At 29.7% G+C, this 15,539-nt stretch carries 14 protein-coding genes; 6 read left to right on the top strand and 8 right to left on the bottom strand.

Annotated features, from left to right (window positions below; translation table 11 throughout):
• The first annotated feature begins 8 nt into the window (after positions 1-8).
• From kbl to FP421_RS01100, 6 genes are all read left to right on the top strand, one after another.
• Positions 9-1,202 (top strand): glycine C-acetyltransferase, encoded by a 1,194-nt coding sequence (gene kbl / locus FP421_RS01125; RefSeq protein WP_159946755.1) that lies wholly within the window; start codon positions 9-11, stop codon positions 1,200-1,202.
• Between the two features lie 115 nt (positions 1,203-1,317).
• Positions 1,318-2,673 carry an OmpA family protein gene (locus FP421_RS01120; RefSeq protein WP_159946753.1) on the top strand — a complete coding sequence of 452 codons (1,356 nt, stop codon included), beginning with the start codon at positions 1,318-1,320 and terminating at the stop codon, positions 2,671-2,673.
• A 183-nt stretch (positions 2,674-2,856) separates the two neighbouring features.
• Positions 2,857-4,365 carry a F0F1 ATP synthase subunit beta gene (atpD, locus tag FP421_RS01115; protein ID WP_159946751.1) on the top strand — a complete coding sequence of 503 codons (1,509 nt, stop codon included), beginning with the start codon at positions 2,857-2,859 and terminating at the stop codon, positions 4,363-4,365.
• A gap of 78 nt (positions 4,366-4,443) precedes the next feature.
• The gene (locus tag FP421_RS01110; RefSeq protein ID WP_159946749.1) at positions 4,444-4,737 is read left to right on the top strand and encodes a FoF1 ATP synthase subunit delta/epsilon; all 294 of its coding nucleotides are present in this window, start codon (positions 4,444-4,446) and stop codon (positions 4,735-4,737) included.
• Positions 4,738-4,820: 83 nt separating this feature from the next.
• Complete coding sequence (rbfA, locus tag FP421_RS01105) at positions 4,821-5,216, top strand: 30S ribosome-binding factor RbfA (RefSeq protein WP_159946747.1); 396 nt, start codon at positions 4,821-4,823, stop codon at positions 5,214-5,216.
• Positions 5,217-5,222: 6 nt separating this feature from the next.
• Complete coding sequence (locus tag FP421_RS01100) at positions 5,223-6,425, top strand: ABC transporter permease (RefSeq protein WP_159946745.1); 1,203 nt, start codon at positions 5,223-5,225, stop codon at positions 6,423-6,425.
• 12 nt (positions 6,426-6,437) lie between these two features.
• Here the strand turns inward: FP421_RS01100 and FP421_RS01095 are convergent, their stop codons facing one another.
• From FP421_RS01095 to FP421_RS01060, 8 genes are all read right to left on the bottom strand, one after another.
• Complete coding sequence (locus FP421_RS01095) at positions 6,438-6,740, bottom strand: HPF/RaiA family ribosome-associated protein (RefSeq protein WP_159946743.1); 303 nt, start codon at positions 6,738-6,740, stop codon at positions 6,438-6,440.
• Positions 6,741-6,845: 105 nt separating this feature from the next.
• Positions 6,846-7,847 (bottom strand): tRNA dihydrouridine synthase DusB, encoded by a 1,002-nt coding sequence (dusB, locus tag FP421_RS01090; RefSeq protein WP_159946741.1) that lies wholly within the window; start codon positions 7,845-7,847, stop codon positions 6,846-6,848.
• 79 nt (positions 7,848-7,926) lie between these two features.
• On the bottom strand, positions 7,927-8,688 hold the full coding sequence (locus FP421_RS01085; protein WP_159946739.1) for a LytR/AlgR family response regulator transcription factor: 762 nt from the start codon (positions 8,686-8,688) through the stop codon (positions 7,927-7,929).
• On the bottom strand, positions 8,681-10,576 hold the full coding sequence (locus FP421_RS01080) for a sensor histidine kinase (protein WP_159946737.1): 1,896 nt from the start codon (positions 10,574-10,576) through the stop codon (positions 8,681-8,683). Before FP421_RS01080 ends, FP421_RS01085 begins: the two co-directional genes overlap by 8 nt.
• Positions 10,577-10,897: 321 nt before the next feature.
• Complete coding sequence (locus FP421_RS01075; protein WP_159946735.1) at positions 10,898-11,659, bottom strand: LytR/AlgR family response regulator transcription factor; 762 nt, start codon at positions 11,657-11,659, stop codon at positions 10,898-10,900.
• Between the two features lies 1 nt (position 11,660).
• Complete coding sequence (locus FP421_RS01070) at positions 11,661-13,631, bottom strand: sensor histidine kinase (protein WP_159946733.1); 1,971 nt, start codon at positions 13,629-13,631, stop codon at positions 11,661-11,663.
• A gap of 217 nt (positions 13,632-13,848) precedes the next feature.
• Positions 13,849-14,121 (bottom strand): DUF4345 domain-containing protein, encoded by a 273-nt coding sequence (locus tag FP421_RS01065; RefSeq protein ID WP_236548001.1) that lies wholly within the window; start codon positions 14,119-14,121, stop codon positions 13,849-13,851.
• Positions 14,122-14,300: 179 nt separating this feature from the next.
• Positions 14,301-15,524, bottom strand: a complete 1,224-nt coding sequence (locus FP421_RS01060) for a M28 family peptidase (protein ID WP_159946731.1) — start codon at positions 15,522-15,524, stop codon at positions 14,301-14,303.
• Positions 15,525-15,539 lie beyond the last annotated feature (15 nt).

Below are 15,539 nucleotides of genomic sequence, written 5' to 3'. Positions count from 1 at the left end.
AATAAAAAATGTACGGAAATATTAAAGATACTCTAAAAAAAGAGCTTCAAGAAATAAAAGATGCTGGTTTATATAAATCAGAAAGAATCATCACATCTTCACAAGATGCAGTGATTAAAATTGCTACAGGAGAAGAAGTGATTAATTTTTGTGCAAATAATTATTTAGGATTGTCAAATCATCCAGAAGTAATTCAAGCAGCAAAAGACACCATGGATACGCATGGTTTTGGAATGTCTTCTGTTCGTTTTATTTGTGGAACTCAAGATATACATAAGCAATTAGAAGAAAAAATTGCAGACTTTTATCACACAGAAGATACCATCTTATATGCTGCTTGTTTTGATGCAAATGGAGGCGTTTTTGAACCATTGTTAACAAAAGATGATGCCATAATTTCAGATAGTTTAAATCATGCTTCCATTATTGATGGAGTTCGTTTGTGTAAAGCAGCGCGTTATCGTTATCATAATAATGATATGAATTCTTTAGAAGAACAGTTAATTGAAGCGAATAAACAAAACCATAGGTTTAAGATTATTGTGACTGATGGTGTTTTCTCTATGGACGGAATTGTAGCAAAACTTGATGAAATTTGTGATTTAGCTGATAAATATGATGCTTTGGTGATGGTGGATGAATGCCATGCAACTGGTTTTATAGGTAAAACAGGTAGAGGAACTGTTGAATTGAAAAATGTAATGGATAGAGTTGATATAGTAACAGGAACTTTAGGGAAAGCACTTGGAGGAGCAATGGGAGGTTATACAACAGGTAAAAAAGAAATTATTGAAATTTTACGTCAACGTTCTAGACCATATTTATTTTCAAACTCATTAGCGCCAGCAATTGTAGGGGCGTCTTTAAAAGTATTTGACTTAATTGCTGATGATACTACATTAAGAGATCAATTAGAGTGGAACACAAATTACTTTAGAACAGAAATGGAAAAAGCTGGTTTTGATTTGGTTGGCGCAGATGCTGCTATTGTACCAGTAATGTTATATGACGCAAAATTATCTCAAGTTATGGCAAATAAACTTTTAGAAGAAGGTATTTATGTAATTGGCTTCTTTTTTCCTGTGGTCCCAAAAGAAAAAGCGAGAATAAGAGTACAGTTATCTGCTGCTCATACTAAGGTACATTTAGATAAAGCAATAAAAGCATTTGTAAAAGTTGGAAAAGAACTAAATGTAATTTAGAATTAATAAAAACTTGTGGTTTTCTGAATATTTTGTAGATTTGTCTTTGTAGATACGTTATAAGAGGTTACTTTTGCGTATAATAATAACGAACTTTTAATTTAAAAATTTGATAATGAAACGATTAAAATTAGCTGTGATAGCTTTGTTTGCGTTGGTAACAGTTAGCAACGTAAACGCACAGGATGAAAACAATCCTTGGGTAGTAGGTTTTGGAGTAAATATTGTAGACTTTTACGATGGATCTGATATTACTGAACAATTTAAAGACTTATTAGGTCATAAAGATTGGAATTTTTTACCATCTATTTCTAGAATTACTGGTGAGAAATATTTAGACAAAGGATTTACTGTTCAATTGGCGGGTACTTTGAATAAAATTGAAACAGTATCAGTAAAAAATGACTCTGACTTTTTATATTGGTCACTTGATGCTGCTGTGAAATACGATTTAAATACTTTAGTAGGGGAAACTGCATGGTTTGATCCTTATGTGTATTTAGGGGGATCTTATGTTTCTGTTGATGATAGAGGTGAGGGAATGTTAAATGTAGGTGTTGGTTTCAATACTTGGTTTAATGATAACTTAGGTATTAACTTCCAAACGGGTACTAAAAAAGGTTTCTCTGATAATATTAGAGCTCATTACCAAACTTCTTTAGGTTTAGTAATTAAATTTGGAGGAAAAGATACAGATGGTGACGGAGTTTATGATAAAGAAGATGCTTGTCCAGATGTTGCTGGTTTAGTTGAGTTTAATGGTTGTCCTGATGCTGATGGAGATGGTGTTAAAGATTCTGATGATGCTTGTCCAAATACAGCTGGTTTAGCTGCTATGAATGGTTGTCCTGATTCTGATGGAGATGGTGTAGCTGATAAAGATGACATGTGTCCAAATGCTAAAGGAACAAAAGCTAATAAAGGTTGTCCTGATTCTGACGGAGATGGTGTAGTAGATAAAGATGACAAATGTGCTTCAGTTGCAGGTCCTGCTGCTAACGCAGGTTGTCCTTGGCCAGATACAGATGGTGATGGAGTTTTAGATAAAGATGACAAATGTCCTAAAGTTGCTGGTGTTGCATCAGAAATGGGATGTCCAGAACCAGTAATCAATAAAGAAGATATAGAAGTTTTAAACTTTACTGCTAAATCTATATTGTTTAACGTAGGTAGATCTTCTTTTAAACCAGGAGTTAGTAAACAACTAGATCAAGTTGTAGATATCATGAAGAAAAACCCGAAAGCTACATTTGTAATCGAAGGTCATACAGATAGTTCAGGAGGTTCTGCATTGAACTTAAGAATTTCTGAAAAAAGAGCAATCGCTGTAAGAGATTACTTAGTTAGAAAAGGTATTGATACTACACGTTTAACAGCTATTGGATACGGAGAAGGTAAACCAATTGCTTCTAACAAAACAAGAGCAGGAATGGCTCAAAACAGAAGAGTTGTAATTAAAGTTTCTAATTAATAATAGATTCTTTAAATAATATTAAAAAAACCTCATCAATTTGATGAGGTTTTTTTTTATTTAATAATAATTATTTTTTAATCAAAATATTTTTTTTTAATTCCATTCAAAAAAATTACCTTTGCAACCTGAAAATGAGATAGAAGTCTCATAAATAAAATAATAACTTTAATTAGATACATAATGTCTACAATAACAGGTAAAGTTTCTCAGATTATTGGGCCAGTAATTGATGTTGAATTCAATACTGAAAGTGAACTACCTAAGATTTACGATTCTTTAGAAATTAAAAAAGCTGATGGTTCTATCTTAGTATTAGAAGTACAACAACATATTGGAGAAGATACAGTTAGAACTATTTCCATGGATGCTACTGATGGTTTAAGCAGAGGAGCAGAAGTAATAGCAACTGGTAATCCTATACAAATGCCAATAGGTAATGATATTTACGGACGTTTATTTAACGTTACAGGAGATGCAATTGATGGTTTAGGAGATTTAAAGAAAGAAGGTAAAGATGGTCTACCAATACATAGATTAGCGCCTAAATTTGAAGATTTATCTGTATCAACAGAAGTTTTATTTACAGGAATTAAAGTAATCGACTTAATTGAACCTTATGCAAAAGGTGGTAAGATTGGATTATTTGGAGGTGCAGGAGTAGGTAAAACAGTACTAATTCAGGAGTTGATTAACAACATTGCAAAAGGACATGGAGGTTTATCTGTGTTTGCAGGAGTTGGAGAAAGAACTCGTGAAGGAAACGATTTATTAAGAGAGATGTTAGAATCTGGAATTATCAAATATGGTGATGATTTTATGCATTCTATGGAAGAAGGTGGATGGGATTTATCTAAAGTAGATAAGCCAGGAATGAGAGATTCAAAAGCGACTTTCGTATTTGGACAAATGAATGAACCTCCTGGAGCGCGTGCAAGAGTTGCTTTATCTGGTTTAACAATTGCAGAATACTTTAGAGATGGAGCAGGAGAAGCTCAAGGTAAAGATGTACTTTTCTTTGTAGATAACATCTTTAGATTTACACAAGCAGGTTCTGAGGTATCAGCACTTTTAGGTCGTATGCCATCTGCAGTAGGTTATCAACCAACATTAGCAACAGAAATGGGTGCTATGCAAGAGCGTATTACATCAACAAAAAAAGGTTCTATTACTTCTGTACAAGCGGTTTATGTACCTGCAGATGATTTAACAGATCCAGCACCAGCAACAACATTTGCACATTTAGATGCAACAACAGTATTATCTCGTAAAATTGCAGAGTTAGGTATATATCCTGCAGTAGATCCTTTAGATTCTACTTCAAGAATTTTAACTGCTGATATTTTAGGTGATGAGCACTATAATTGTGCACAAAGAGTAAAAGAAATTTTGCAACGTTATAAAGAATTACAAGATATTATCGCAATTTTAGGTATGGAAGAATTATCTGAAGAAGATAAATTGGTAGTTCACAGAGCAAGACGTGTACAACGTTTCCTATCTCAACCATTCCACGTAGCAGAGCAATTTACTGGTATACCAGGTGTTTTAGTGGATATTAAAGACACGATAAAAGGATTTAATATGATTATGGATGGAGAGCTAGATAAATATCCTGAAGCAGCGTTTAACTTAAGAGGATCAATTCAAGATGCAATTGATGCTGGAGAAAAAATGTTAGCAGAAGCATAAATAAGTTTTGAGTTTTGAGTTTTTTGTTACAAGTAAGTAACTAAATACTTAAAGCTAAAGACTAAAAACTAGATAAATATGTTTTTAGAAATTGTAACACCAGAAGCTATTTTATTTTCATCAGAAATTGATTCATTATCAGTTCCTGGTGTAAATGGTGAGTTTCAAATGCTAAACAATCACGCACCAGTTGTTTCTAATTTAAAAGATGGAACTATAAAAATTCATATCCATACTCAGACTAACATTGCGTTAGACGATCTACATGGAAAATTAGTTCCAGATGAAACTGATGATAAAATATTAACTTTAGCCATCAATTCAGGTACTTTAGAATTAAACGACAATAAAGCGATTATTTTAGCAGACTAAAAATTAGTATAAATTATATAAAATCTCAAAGTGTAATTTGCATTTTGAGATTTTTTGTTTTAAAAATATTGTAAATTTACCATATGGAAGAAACTAATAGACAACGTAAAATAGCAGGAGTACTTCAAAAAGACTTAGTAGATGTTTTGCAAAAAGCAGCTCAAGATGGTATGAAAGGAGTAATTATCTCTGTTTCTAAAGTTGCAGTAACTTCAGATTTAGGAGTTGCAAAAGTGTATTTGAGTGTTTTTCCATCAGATAAAAGAGATGAAATCATTAAAGGAGTACAATCAAACACACCTTTAATTCGTCACGAAATGGCATCAAGAACAAGAAATCAATTGAGAAGAATGCCAGAATTGTTGTTTTTTGGAGATGATACTTTAGATTATAATGAAGAAATTGATAATTCTCTCAAAGGGAAAGATGAAAATCCGATACTAAATCCAGATATATTGCCTAAGAGACAAAAGAAATAACTTTTTTTGAATTTTCCCTTCTACATAGCTAAAAGATACTTGTTTACCAAAACAAGTAACAATGCTATAAATATTATTACCATTATTGCATCATTTGGAGTTATTGTTGGCTCAATGGCTTTGTTTGTAATTCTTTCTGGATTTTCTGGATTAAGAACCTTTAGTTATAGTTTACTAGATGCATCTGACCCTGATATCAAAATAACATCAGTTAAAGGAAAATCCTTCATTTTTAATGATTCAATTCAAACTTTTTTAGAAAATAATAGCAATATTAAAGAAAGCACAAAGATTATTGAAGAACGTGTTTTTTTAGAGTATAATGATAAAAATGAAATTGCCTATATAAAAGGTGTTGAAGAGAATTATCCTAAGATCATGCAGATAGATTCTGTTATTAGTGTGGGGAACTGGTTGCAAAAAGAGTATGAAAACACAGCTGTTATTGGAGAAGGAATTTCAAGAAAATTATCTTTGGGAATTTTAAATTTTGGAGAACCTTTATCGATAATGATTCCTAAACCAGGTACAGGCTTTATAAACCCTCTAAATGCGTTTTATACCTTAAATACGCAAATAGTAGGCGTCTATTCTGGAACTGAAGAATTTACGAATAAATTTGTCTATGTTGATATAAGTGCAGCTAGAAAATTACTAAAATATAAAAAAAATCAAGTAACTGGAATTGAATTAAAACTGATTGATAACTCTAATCCAGATAATGTTTCTAATCAACTTCAAAATCAATTAGGCAATAGTTATAAAGTACAAACCAAAGAGCAACTTAACGAAGTTTTTTATAAAGTAATTAATACCGAAAACTTTGTTTCTTATTTGATATTTACCTTAATCGTAATTATTGCCTTATTCAATGTAATTGGAGCAATTATAATGATGATTATCGATAAAAAATCGAACTTAAAAACACTATTTAGCCTAGGAACATCTGTAAGAGAGATAAAAAAAATCTTTGAGCTCCAAGGATTTTTACTCACTTTTTTAGGAATGTTGATAGGTTTGGTATTGGCAATTATCTTAGTAATTCTACAACAACAATTTGGGTTGTTTATGATTACTCAAAACTTACCTTATCCAGTTGAGTTTAGACTTTCAAACTTATTGATAGTTATCCTTACCATTACAATATTGGGGTATATTGCCTCAAAAATTGCAAGTAGTAGAATTTCTAAAGAATTTATAGAAAGATAAAATGATGAAATTTTATAGATAAGGTTTTAAAACTCCTTTTCTTTTTTTGAGTTGCTTTTCTAAATCGCTAATAGTATGTTTAACAGCAAGTTCATAATTTTTTTCATTAGAAGATGCAAAAATACGAGGACCAGCAAGACTTAATTCCATTTCACAAATTTTACCCAATTTCTTTGGAGAATTTTCTTGTTTAAAAAATACATTGGCATTTATAATAGCATCGTACTTTTTTGCTAAGTTTTCTAATTTACCTATGGTATAAGTTTCCATAGCTTCACTGGTTGGCATGTTAACGAATTGAATAGCTACTTTCATAATTCTCGATTTTTAAATTATACATTTAAAATTAACTATTATTCAAGTGATAAGAAATGACAATTATCAACCTTTAAGAAAAAGAATCAAATAATTTATGATTAATTATCTAATTTCAGGAATTACAGCATTCCCAAATTTTTCTTCAACTTCAGTAAAAGCTTTAAAAACATCTTTTGGGTCATCAGAAGTTACCATTTTGGTTCTGTATTCTTTAAAATGCGGAATTCCTTTAAAATAGTTGGTGTAATGTCTTCTGGTTTCTACTACTCCTAAACGTTCACCTTTCCAATCAATAGCCATTTGTAAATGACGTCTTGCCATTTCTGTACGTTCTGCAATTGTTGGTTTAGGTAAATGTTCACCAGTTTTAAAAAAGTGCTTTACTTCGTTAAAAAACCAAGGATAACCAATAGAAGCTCTACCAATCATACAGCCATCTAAACCATATTTATCACGCATTTCCATAGCTCTTTCTGGAGATGTAACATCGCCATTTCCAAAAACAGGAATATGCATTCTAGAATTGTTTTTTACTTCAGCAATTGGTTTCCAATCAGCATCGCCTTTATACATCTGAGCCCTTGTTCTTCCATGAATAGCAATAGCTTTGCAGCCAACATCTTGCAAACGTTCTGCAACTTCTACAATTCTTATAGAGTCATGATCCCAACCCAAACGCGTTTTTACGGTAATTGGTAAATTGGTATGTTTTACCATAGCTTCAGTTAGCGAAACCATTAAATCGATGTCTTTTAAAATTCCTGCTCCAGCACCTTTAGAAACTACTTTTTTTACAGGACAACCAAAGTTGATATCTATAATATCTGGATTCGATTTCTCAACAATTTCAATGGTTTTTAACATCGAATCTAAATTCGCACCAAAAATCTGAATTCCTACAGGTCTTTCTTTTTCGTAAATGTCTAATTTTATAACACTTTTTGCAGCATCTCTAATTAAACCTTCGCTAGAAATAAATTCTGTATACACAACATCTGCACCATTTTCTTTGCACAAAGCTCTAAAAGGTGGGTCAGAAACGTCTTCCATTGGTGCTAGTAATAATGGAAATTCCGGAAGTTGAATGTTGCCTATTTTTGCCAAAAGGTATTTATTTTTTGCAAAATTAGTGTTTTTATTAATGTCAAACCAAAATCGGAAATAAAATGTAGTAAAATCCAGTTTAACTTGCAATCCAACTTTTAATGACTTCATTATAACTTCTGCCAGAAGTAACCGTACTTTGTTTGCTGTTTTTTAGAGTGATGATAAATCTGCTATTAAAATATTTTTGAATATCCTTCACATGATTTTTGTTGATAATTGTGCTTCTGTGTACTCTCAGAAAATTATCTGGCAACTTACTTTCTAAACTAGATAAGGCATCTTCAATCAAATAACTATCGTCTTTAGAAATTACTTTCACATAACGTTCATCTGCTTTGAAAAGACGAATCTCATCCAACTTTAAAAAAATGAGCTTTTCGCCTTTTTTCACCGTTAAAGAAGTCATTGGTTTTTCTTCTTTTTGAGTGGATAATTCTTTTAACAATTGCATTACATTTTGAGAAATATCTTGCGTTCTAAACAGTTTTAACTTATCAACAGTTTGTTGTAATCTTTCTAAACGAACAGGTTTTAATAAATAATCTACACTATTGGTTTCAAAAGCTTGTAAAGAATATTGGTCATAAGCCGTGCAAAAAATAACAATAGGTATTGTTGTTAATTGTTCTAACATTTCAAAACCTGTTAATTCTGGCATTTCTATGTCTAAGAAAATAAGATCAGGTTCTAAAGTAGCTATTTTTTCTTTGGCATCTAAACCATCTTCTGCAAAACCAATAATTTGAAACGTTTCTGTAAAGTTTTCTAGCAACTTTTGCAAACGTAATCTCGCTGGCGGCTCATCATCAATAATTAATGTTTTGTAAGGATTATTCATGCGATACGTTTTGTGTAATAGAAATAATAATTTGTTTTTTAGGGCTGTTTTGCCAAGTTATAGCTGCATTTTCTCCATAACTTAAACGCAATAAATCGTAAACGGTTTGTAAACCATGGCCACTTACTAATCTTTCAGGGAAATTGGGACCATTATCGCCAATGATAAGTAACAATTGTTGTTGTTCTTTTTTAATTTCAATACTTATTTTTGCGTTTCCAGCAATTTTAGAAATACCATGTTTTATGGCATTTTCTACCAAAGGTTGTAAAATATACATGGGTATTTTTTCGTCTTTTACATCTTCATTAATAGCTAAAGAAAATTGCAAACGTTCTCCAAATCTTATTTTTTCAATTTCCATATAGTTTTGTACCATTTCCATTTCTTCATAAATAGTACTCATTTTTTTTCCTTTTTTGTTGATAGAATATCGAAACAAATCAGATAAAGACAATGCCATTTTTTCTGTTTTGTTGGCATTTGTATGCGCTAAACCTGCAATAGAATTTAAGGCATTGTATAAAAAATGCGGATTGATGTGCGATTGTAATAATTTTAATTCAGATTGTGTGTTTATTTCTTTTAATCTGCTTAATTCTACATCTTTTTCTTTTACTAAAGATGCTGAAAAATGGTTTAGGTAAATAAGTAAACCACGACCTATAGATAAAACACTCCACAATAAAAGTAAAGGCCAATAATGCTTTAACACAATACTTTCATCATAATATATGGCATAACCTAAAAAAGGTAAATTAAGTACTATAAATGTAATAACTACTTTAAATAGTAATTTAAAACTAAAATTTGTTAAACGTTTAAAGGCTAATTTTTCTATGATATACATCAAAAAAGAGGTAACTATAGAAAAAATTATAGCTTGAACTATTTGGCTTAGTATATCTTTACTCCAACTAATAAAGAAATTAAATGATGTGAAATATTTGTACACTAAACTTAAATTGGTGTAACTAATAGTGATTAGTAATATTGGTAAAAAATAATTTAAGTATTCATATTTAAACTTTCTATTTTGGAAGTAACTAAAAATCAAAATAAAAAGCAGCGTTCCAATACTAAAAACTATCAATAAAACCTTTTTTAAATAACTCTCTTTGTCTAAAAAATGATTTGTATATCTCCAGCCATAAATACCTTTCATATAATTTTTTAAATCTTTTTCAAAAGTTGGGCTATAAAACTTTTGCAATACTAATTCGTCTGATTCAGTAATATTATGTGTAGTATAATCGTCAGATACGTGAAAACTTTTTGCAGACAAAATTTTAAAAATTACATTTTTAAATACTTTAGCTCTCTCGTAAGCAGAAATTGATTCTATAAAATTGAATTTTGTTTTTGAATTTACATATCCAGAAATTGTAAATTTATCTTGAGTAATTGATCTAAAATGAGCAAAAGTTTTGTTGTCAATAACATCTAAAAAAACATTTTCGCCCCATGGTGCACTCCCAGTATTATTGATGTTAAACCCTATAGCGTATGTTTTTAAAAAGTATAAAGGGTAATCATTAATCAAACTATCTTTGTTAATTGTATGTTTTTCTATATAATTAGAAAAATAATCTATCTCTTGATTTGGTAATAAATCTTTGAAATATTGTAATGTACTATTAAAAGCTAAACTATCTTTATTAATTGCATTTTTAAGTTTAAAAAGTATTGGTCCTTTATACTTAAAAAGTGTTTTTCCTTTCTTGATTCCTCTGCCATAAACTTGTGTTATAATTTGTTCCCAAGTGTCATCTTTTTGATTTTTGAGTTCATTAAAAGAAACCTTATCATTAAAGGATATAAAATTAGCAGAAACAATAGCTACATCAATAATAACTAAAATTATAAGAATCGAAATTATCTTTTTCATCTTGGTAAATTTAAAATTTTATACCGCAAATAAACAGGAAAATGTTTTTTATAGAAATGATTTTCGGATGAACTGCAAAAAATAGGATTGAACTGCAATTTTAGCTTCTTGTTTTTAGGAATAATATTTTTTAACCTGAATAACGATTATGAAATTACTATAATTGATTCTACTATTCCTGCAAGGTTTTGAAAACCTTGTAGGTATTTGTTTTAAAACATACCTAAAAAGTCAAAATAAAGACTTTGCAGGATATAAGACTTTGATTCTTTTTTTAAAAACTAAATTGTCAATTAATATATAGCAATCAAAATCATTTTGTTAAGTGTTTATCCAACTTTTAATTACCTCATTATAACTTCTGCCAGAAGTAACACTACTTTGTTTACTATTTTTTAGGGTGATGATAAATCTGCTATTAAAATACTTCTGAATATCGTTTACAAAATCTTTATTGATAATGATGCCTCTGTGAATGCGTAAAAAATTATCGGGTAATTTGTTTTCTAAATTAGCAATCGTTTCGTTACTTAAATAGACACCAGAATCGCTATGAATTTTGGTGTAAACATTATCTGCTTCAAAAAAAGAAACTTCCTCTAGTTTTATAAATAGTAAACGGTCATTCTTTTTAACGGTAATCGAAGTCATTTTTTTGACTTCTTTTTTACTAGCGATGTCTTTTAAGACTTTTAACATCTCATCTTGAGAAATGTTTTTTTGAAACGATGTTAATTTTTGAACCGTTTTTGCAATTCGTTCTTTTTTTACAGGTTTTACAATATAATCTATGCTATTGGTTTCAAAAGCCTCTAATGCATATTGATTATAAGCTGTACAAAAAACCACAATGGGAATTTGCTCTAATTTTGCCAACAATTCAAATCCCGAACATTCTGGCATTTCAATATCTAAAAAAATAAGATCTGGTTTTTGAGTTTCAATCTTTTCTTTGGCTTCTATGCCATTTTTAGCAATATCTATAATTGTAAACGTTTCTGGAAATTGAGAAAGTAAATTTTGTAAACCTTCTCTTGCAGGCGCTTCATCGTCTATAATTATGGTTTTATACGTGCTGTTCATTTTATGAATTTTTAGGGATGGTTATGGTAATCATTTTTTGTGGTGTGTTTGTCCAATTTAAAGACGCTTTGTCTCCATAACTCAATCTTAATAAATCATAAACAGTTTGTAAACCATGCCCACTTACCAGACCTTCAGGAAAATCAGGACCATTATCTGTAACTGTAATTAGTATTTTGTTTGTTTCTTTTTCTATGTTCAAAACAACTTCGCCTTTGTCTTTATTTTTTGAAACGCCGTGTTTTATAGCATTTTCTACCAAAGGTTGTATTAAAAACAACGGAATTTTGTGATTCAAAAGTGTTTCATCTACTTTAATTGTAAAATTTAAACGCTCTTCAAACCGTATTTTCTCTATTTCTAAATAGGCTTGTACCATTTCTATCTCGTCTTTAATGGTGCTCATTTTTTGCCCTTTTCTGTTGATGGAATATTTAAACAAATCCGATAAGGAATGTGCCATTTTTTGAGTTTTCTCAGCATTAATTGGAGCCAAACTCGCAATAGAATTTAAAGAATTGTATAAGAAATGTGGATTGATTTGAGATTGTAAAGACTTTAATTCTGACTGAACATTTATTTCTTTTAATCTACTTAATTCTATATCTTTTTTGTTGATAAGAGATTTAGATTGAAAATCTAAATACAAGATTACACTTCTTATGATTGCTATGAAAGCACTAATAATTAGAAGAGAATTTATAATTGCAAATATTGTCCTTTCGTTATCAAAAAATTGAATATGAAAAAAATAATTTAAGAACAATAAAACTATTGTTGGGAAATTTAAAACAAAAAGTGTCACTAAAATCTTAATACCTAGAAACTGCAAAATTTCTACTTGTTTAAAGAATACTTTTTCTTCGAGAAACCAAAATAAAGTTGAAAGAATTAAAAAGTAAATACTTACACAAAAAAAGATAATTAGCATATTTTTTAGATGTATAAAACTTGAAGGCTCTACAAAATAATTATAAAGTAATAAGAGATTTACAGACAAAATTCCAATTAAACATACAGTTAACAGATAATTAAAAAATTTATTAGTAAAATCTATTTCAGTAAAAATAAAGACGATTAGTATTGTAGAAATTAACCCTATTAAAATAACTGAAATTAACCCGACAAGTTTTGCATCCCTTTTACTCATAAAATTTAAAGCGTAGTTTAAAGGATATGTATCAACCATATAAGATTTCAACTGACTTAGAAAATCATTTGCGTATAGTTTCTGTAATAAAAAAACATCCATTTGTGTAAGTTGATAATTAGTTGGACTGCTATTTCTACTAAAAACTGCTTTATTATATTTAATTTCTTTATTTGGTGGAAATGTAGTGAAATCATAAACAAGCGCTCTAAGCAACTTATAATAAATAATTTTTTTTCTTTCTTGCGTTGAAACAGAATTGCTAAATTCAAAATTAAGGTACTGATTTGTAATTCCGTTTAAATGATCTCTAGTATTTGATATATAGTTATAATTTTTTTGGGAGTTACTAATCGTAATTTTATCATAAATTTTTGTAATATGAGTGTATTCTTGTCTTAATTTAGGGTTTATTGAATCAAAAGATAATTGTATTGCATACTCTTTTAAATTATTTAAATCATAGTTTTTTGGTATAATTCCTTTAGCTCTTTTTTCGTCATAATTAGAAATAAAAGAAGTTAGAAAATTAATCTCTTTTTTAGGTAAAAGAACTTTTATATCTTTCATTATGTCTTTGATAAGTGAACTATCTTTTTTAGAAGCTTGATGTAATTCTATTAAAATAGGTCCTTCAAATCTTCCAATCTTATTATTTACTGCTTCATTAGGATATAATCTAGAAATAACATATTCCCAGTTATCATTTTTTGGTAAGTTTGGAAATCCTTTTTCATAATTTAGAGTATTCAAATTATCATCTGAACATATAAAAAATGGTATTCCAATTAAAATAATTAATATTAGTATTATCTTTTTCATCTTGGTAAATTTAAAATTTTATACCACAAAACAACAATCATTTAAAAGTTTACAAAACAAGTTTCTTGTAAACTGCAAATAGTGGTGGTCAATTACAAAAAGGGCCTTATTTAAGGTTTTTGAATACCCAAAATCCGTAAAACCCCAAAAAGATTTCTGCAAAAGTGCCAAATTGATAACCAAAAGTTGGGTTTCCATCCATAAAAAAACTTAAAACTCAGCCAAAACCTAAACCCAGCATAAAAACAATGTTGGTGATAACTGCAATTTTTAAATATTGATGTTTAAAAATACCCAAAATCCAAAGTGCAGAAAAACCCAAATACAAACCCATAATGGCTTTAAAAAAGTTATGCTCGTCTATAGTTTGTAATTGAATATCAAATTCTGAAGAAGGATTAAAACCATAAACAAAAGAAACAGGCATAACTAAACACACAGAAATAATTAAATGTATTTTATTGATGAAATCTTTTTTGGTTTTAAACATACATTTAGCATAATAAGTTCTCAGTACAATTTTGCCTGAAAAAGGCAAAATCACTCGAATTGACAACAAACCTTTTAAATTGTTTTATTCATGCTGTCACTTCGAGTGAAATTCTTTTTCAAGAATTTTGTATCGAGAAGTTTTTTATATTTCCTTCGGGAAGGATTTAGGATGGAAACTTAGAAATTAATCACCTTCTCAACTTCAGCATCACCTCTTTTTACCACAACTTTAGTTGTATTTCCTTTCTCAAAAACAGACAAAGCACGCATATAACTCATCATGTTGGTTACAGTACTATCACCTAATTGAATTACAATATCTCCTTTTTGTAAACCCGCTTTTTGTGCAGGTTTGTCTTCAGAAATACCATCAATTCTCATACCCACACCATCAAATAAATAATCAGGAATTACGCCTAAACCCACTTTAAAACGAGGAGTACTTTCACTTTCGTTTTTGGTTTTTCTAAATGCAAGTTTTCCATTGTTATCTAAATCAGAAATGATATCAAAAATATAATCAGAAATTAAATACATTCCATCGTAATTCAGTTTTTCAGAATCATCACCAGGTTTGTGATAATCTTCGTGTTGCCCAGTAAAAAAGTGTAACACAGGGATGTCAGCCAAATAAAAGCTAGTATGATCACTAGGACCAACACCAGATTCTTGCTGTATTAGTTTAAAATTGTCATTATGCGATTTTAAAACCTGTTTAAAAATTGGCGAAGTTCCTGTACCGTAAACTGCTAAAGAAGAATCTTTTTTCATACGTCCAACCATATCCATATTAATCATATAGGATACTTTTTTGGTGTCTATTGATGGGTTTTTTACAAAATAATTAGAACCTAACAAACCCATTTCTTCGCCAGAAAAAGCCATAAATAAATAGTTGTTATTGGTGTTTTGAGATTTTAATTTTGCAGCTAAATTTAGCATAATAGCAACACCAGATGCATTATCATCTGCACCATTATGAACGGCTTTTATAGAATCTCTATACAAAGAACCTTCACCGCCAAAACCTAAATGATCGTAATGAGCACCAATAATTACCGTATTTTCTGCATTATTATCTAAAAAACCTAGAATATTATTTCCAGTAATTGTTCCATCTCCATTTACATCAAATTTTACTTCATCATGTGGATTTGTTTTTGGCTTAAACGTAAAAGGTTGCAAAAAACCTTTGGTTCCTTTCTTAGACAATCCTAATTCTTGGAATCGTTTGCTAATGTAATCTGCCGCTTTTTTTTCGCCTTCTGTACCAGTTTGCCTTCCTTCTAATTCATCAGAAGCCAAATAAGTAACATCTTCTTTGATACGGTTTTCTTGATTGATTTCTTTTTGACAACTTATTGCGATACATAAAAAGATTAAAAATAGGATGTTTCTCATAATGATAAATAGTAT

Origin of the sequence: Polaribacter septentrionalilitoris (assembly GCF_009832745.1) — a bacterium.
In the GTDB taxonomy this organism is placed as follows: Bacteria; Bacteroidota; Bacteroidia; order Flavobacteriales; family Flavobacteriaceae; genus Polaribacter; species Polaribacter septentrionalilitoris.
This window is presented reverse-complemented; position numbering and strand designations above follow the sequence as displayed.

Excerpts from the sequence above, each read along its gene's own strand:
- FP421_RS01085 (WP_159946739.1), bottom strand. The coding sequence starts at position 8,688 with ATGAATAATCCTTACAAAACATTAATTATTGATGATGAGCCGCCAGCG.
- FP421_RS01065 (WP_236548001.1), bottom strand. The coding sequence starts at position 14,121 with ATGTTTAAAACCAAAAAAGATTTCATCAATAAAATACATTTAATTATT.
- atpD (WP_159946751.1), top strand. The coding sequence starts at position 2,857 with ATGTCTACAATAACAGGTAAAGTTTCTCAGATTATTGGGCCAGTAATT.
- FP421_RS01070 (WP_159946733.1), bottom strand. The coding sequence starts at position 13,631 with ATGAAAAAGATAATACTAATATTAATTATTTTAATTGGAATACCATTT.
- FP421_RS01075 (WP_159946735.1), bottom strand. The coding sequence starts at position 11,659 with ATGAACAGCACGTATAAAACCATAATTATAGACGATGAAGCGCCTGCA.
- FP421_RS01095 (WP_159946743.1), bottom strand. The coding sequence starts at position 6,740 with ATGAAAGTAGCTATTCAATTCGTTAACATGCCAACCAGTGAAGCTATG.
- rbfA (WP_159946747.1), top strand. The coding sequence starts at position 4,821 with ATGGAAGAAACTAATAGACAACGTAAAATAGCAGGAGTACTTCAAAAA.
- kbl (WP_159946755.1), top strand. The coding sequence starts at position 9 with ATGTACGGAAATATTAAAGATACTCTAAAAAAAGAGCTTCAAGAAATA.
- FP421_RS01080 (WP_159946737.1), bottom strand. The coding sequence starts at position 10,576 with ATGAAAAAGATAATTTCGATTCTTATAATTTTAGTTATTATTGATGTA.
- FP421_RS01110 (WP_159946749.1), top strand. The coding sequence starts at position 4,444 with ATGTTTTTAGAAATTGTAACACCAGAAGCTATTTTATTTTCATCAGAA.
- FP421_RS01060 (WP_159946731.1), bottom strand. The coding sequence starts at position 15,524 with ATGAGAAACATCCTATTTTTAATCTTTTTATGTATCGCAATAAGTTGT.
- FP421_RS01120 (WP_159946753.1), top strand. The coding sequence starts at position 1,318 with ATGAAACGATTAAAATTAGCTGTGATAGCTTTGTTTGCGTTGGTAACA.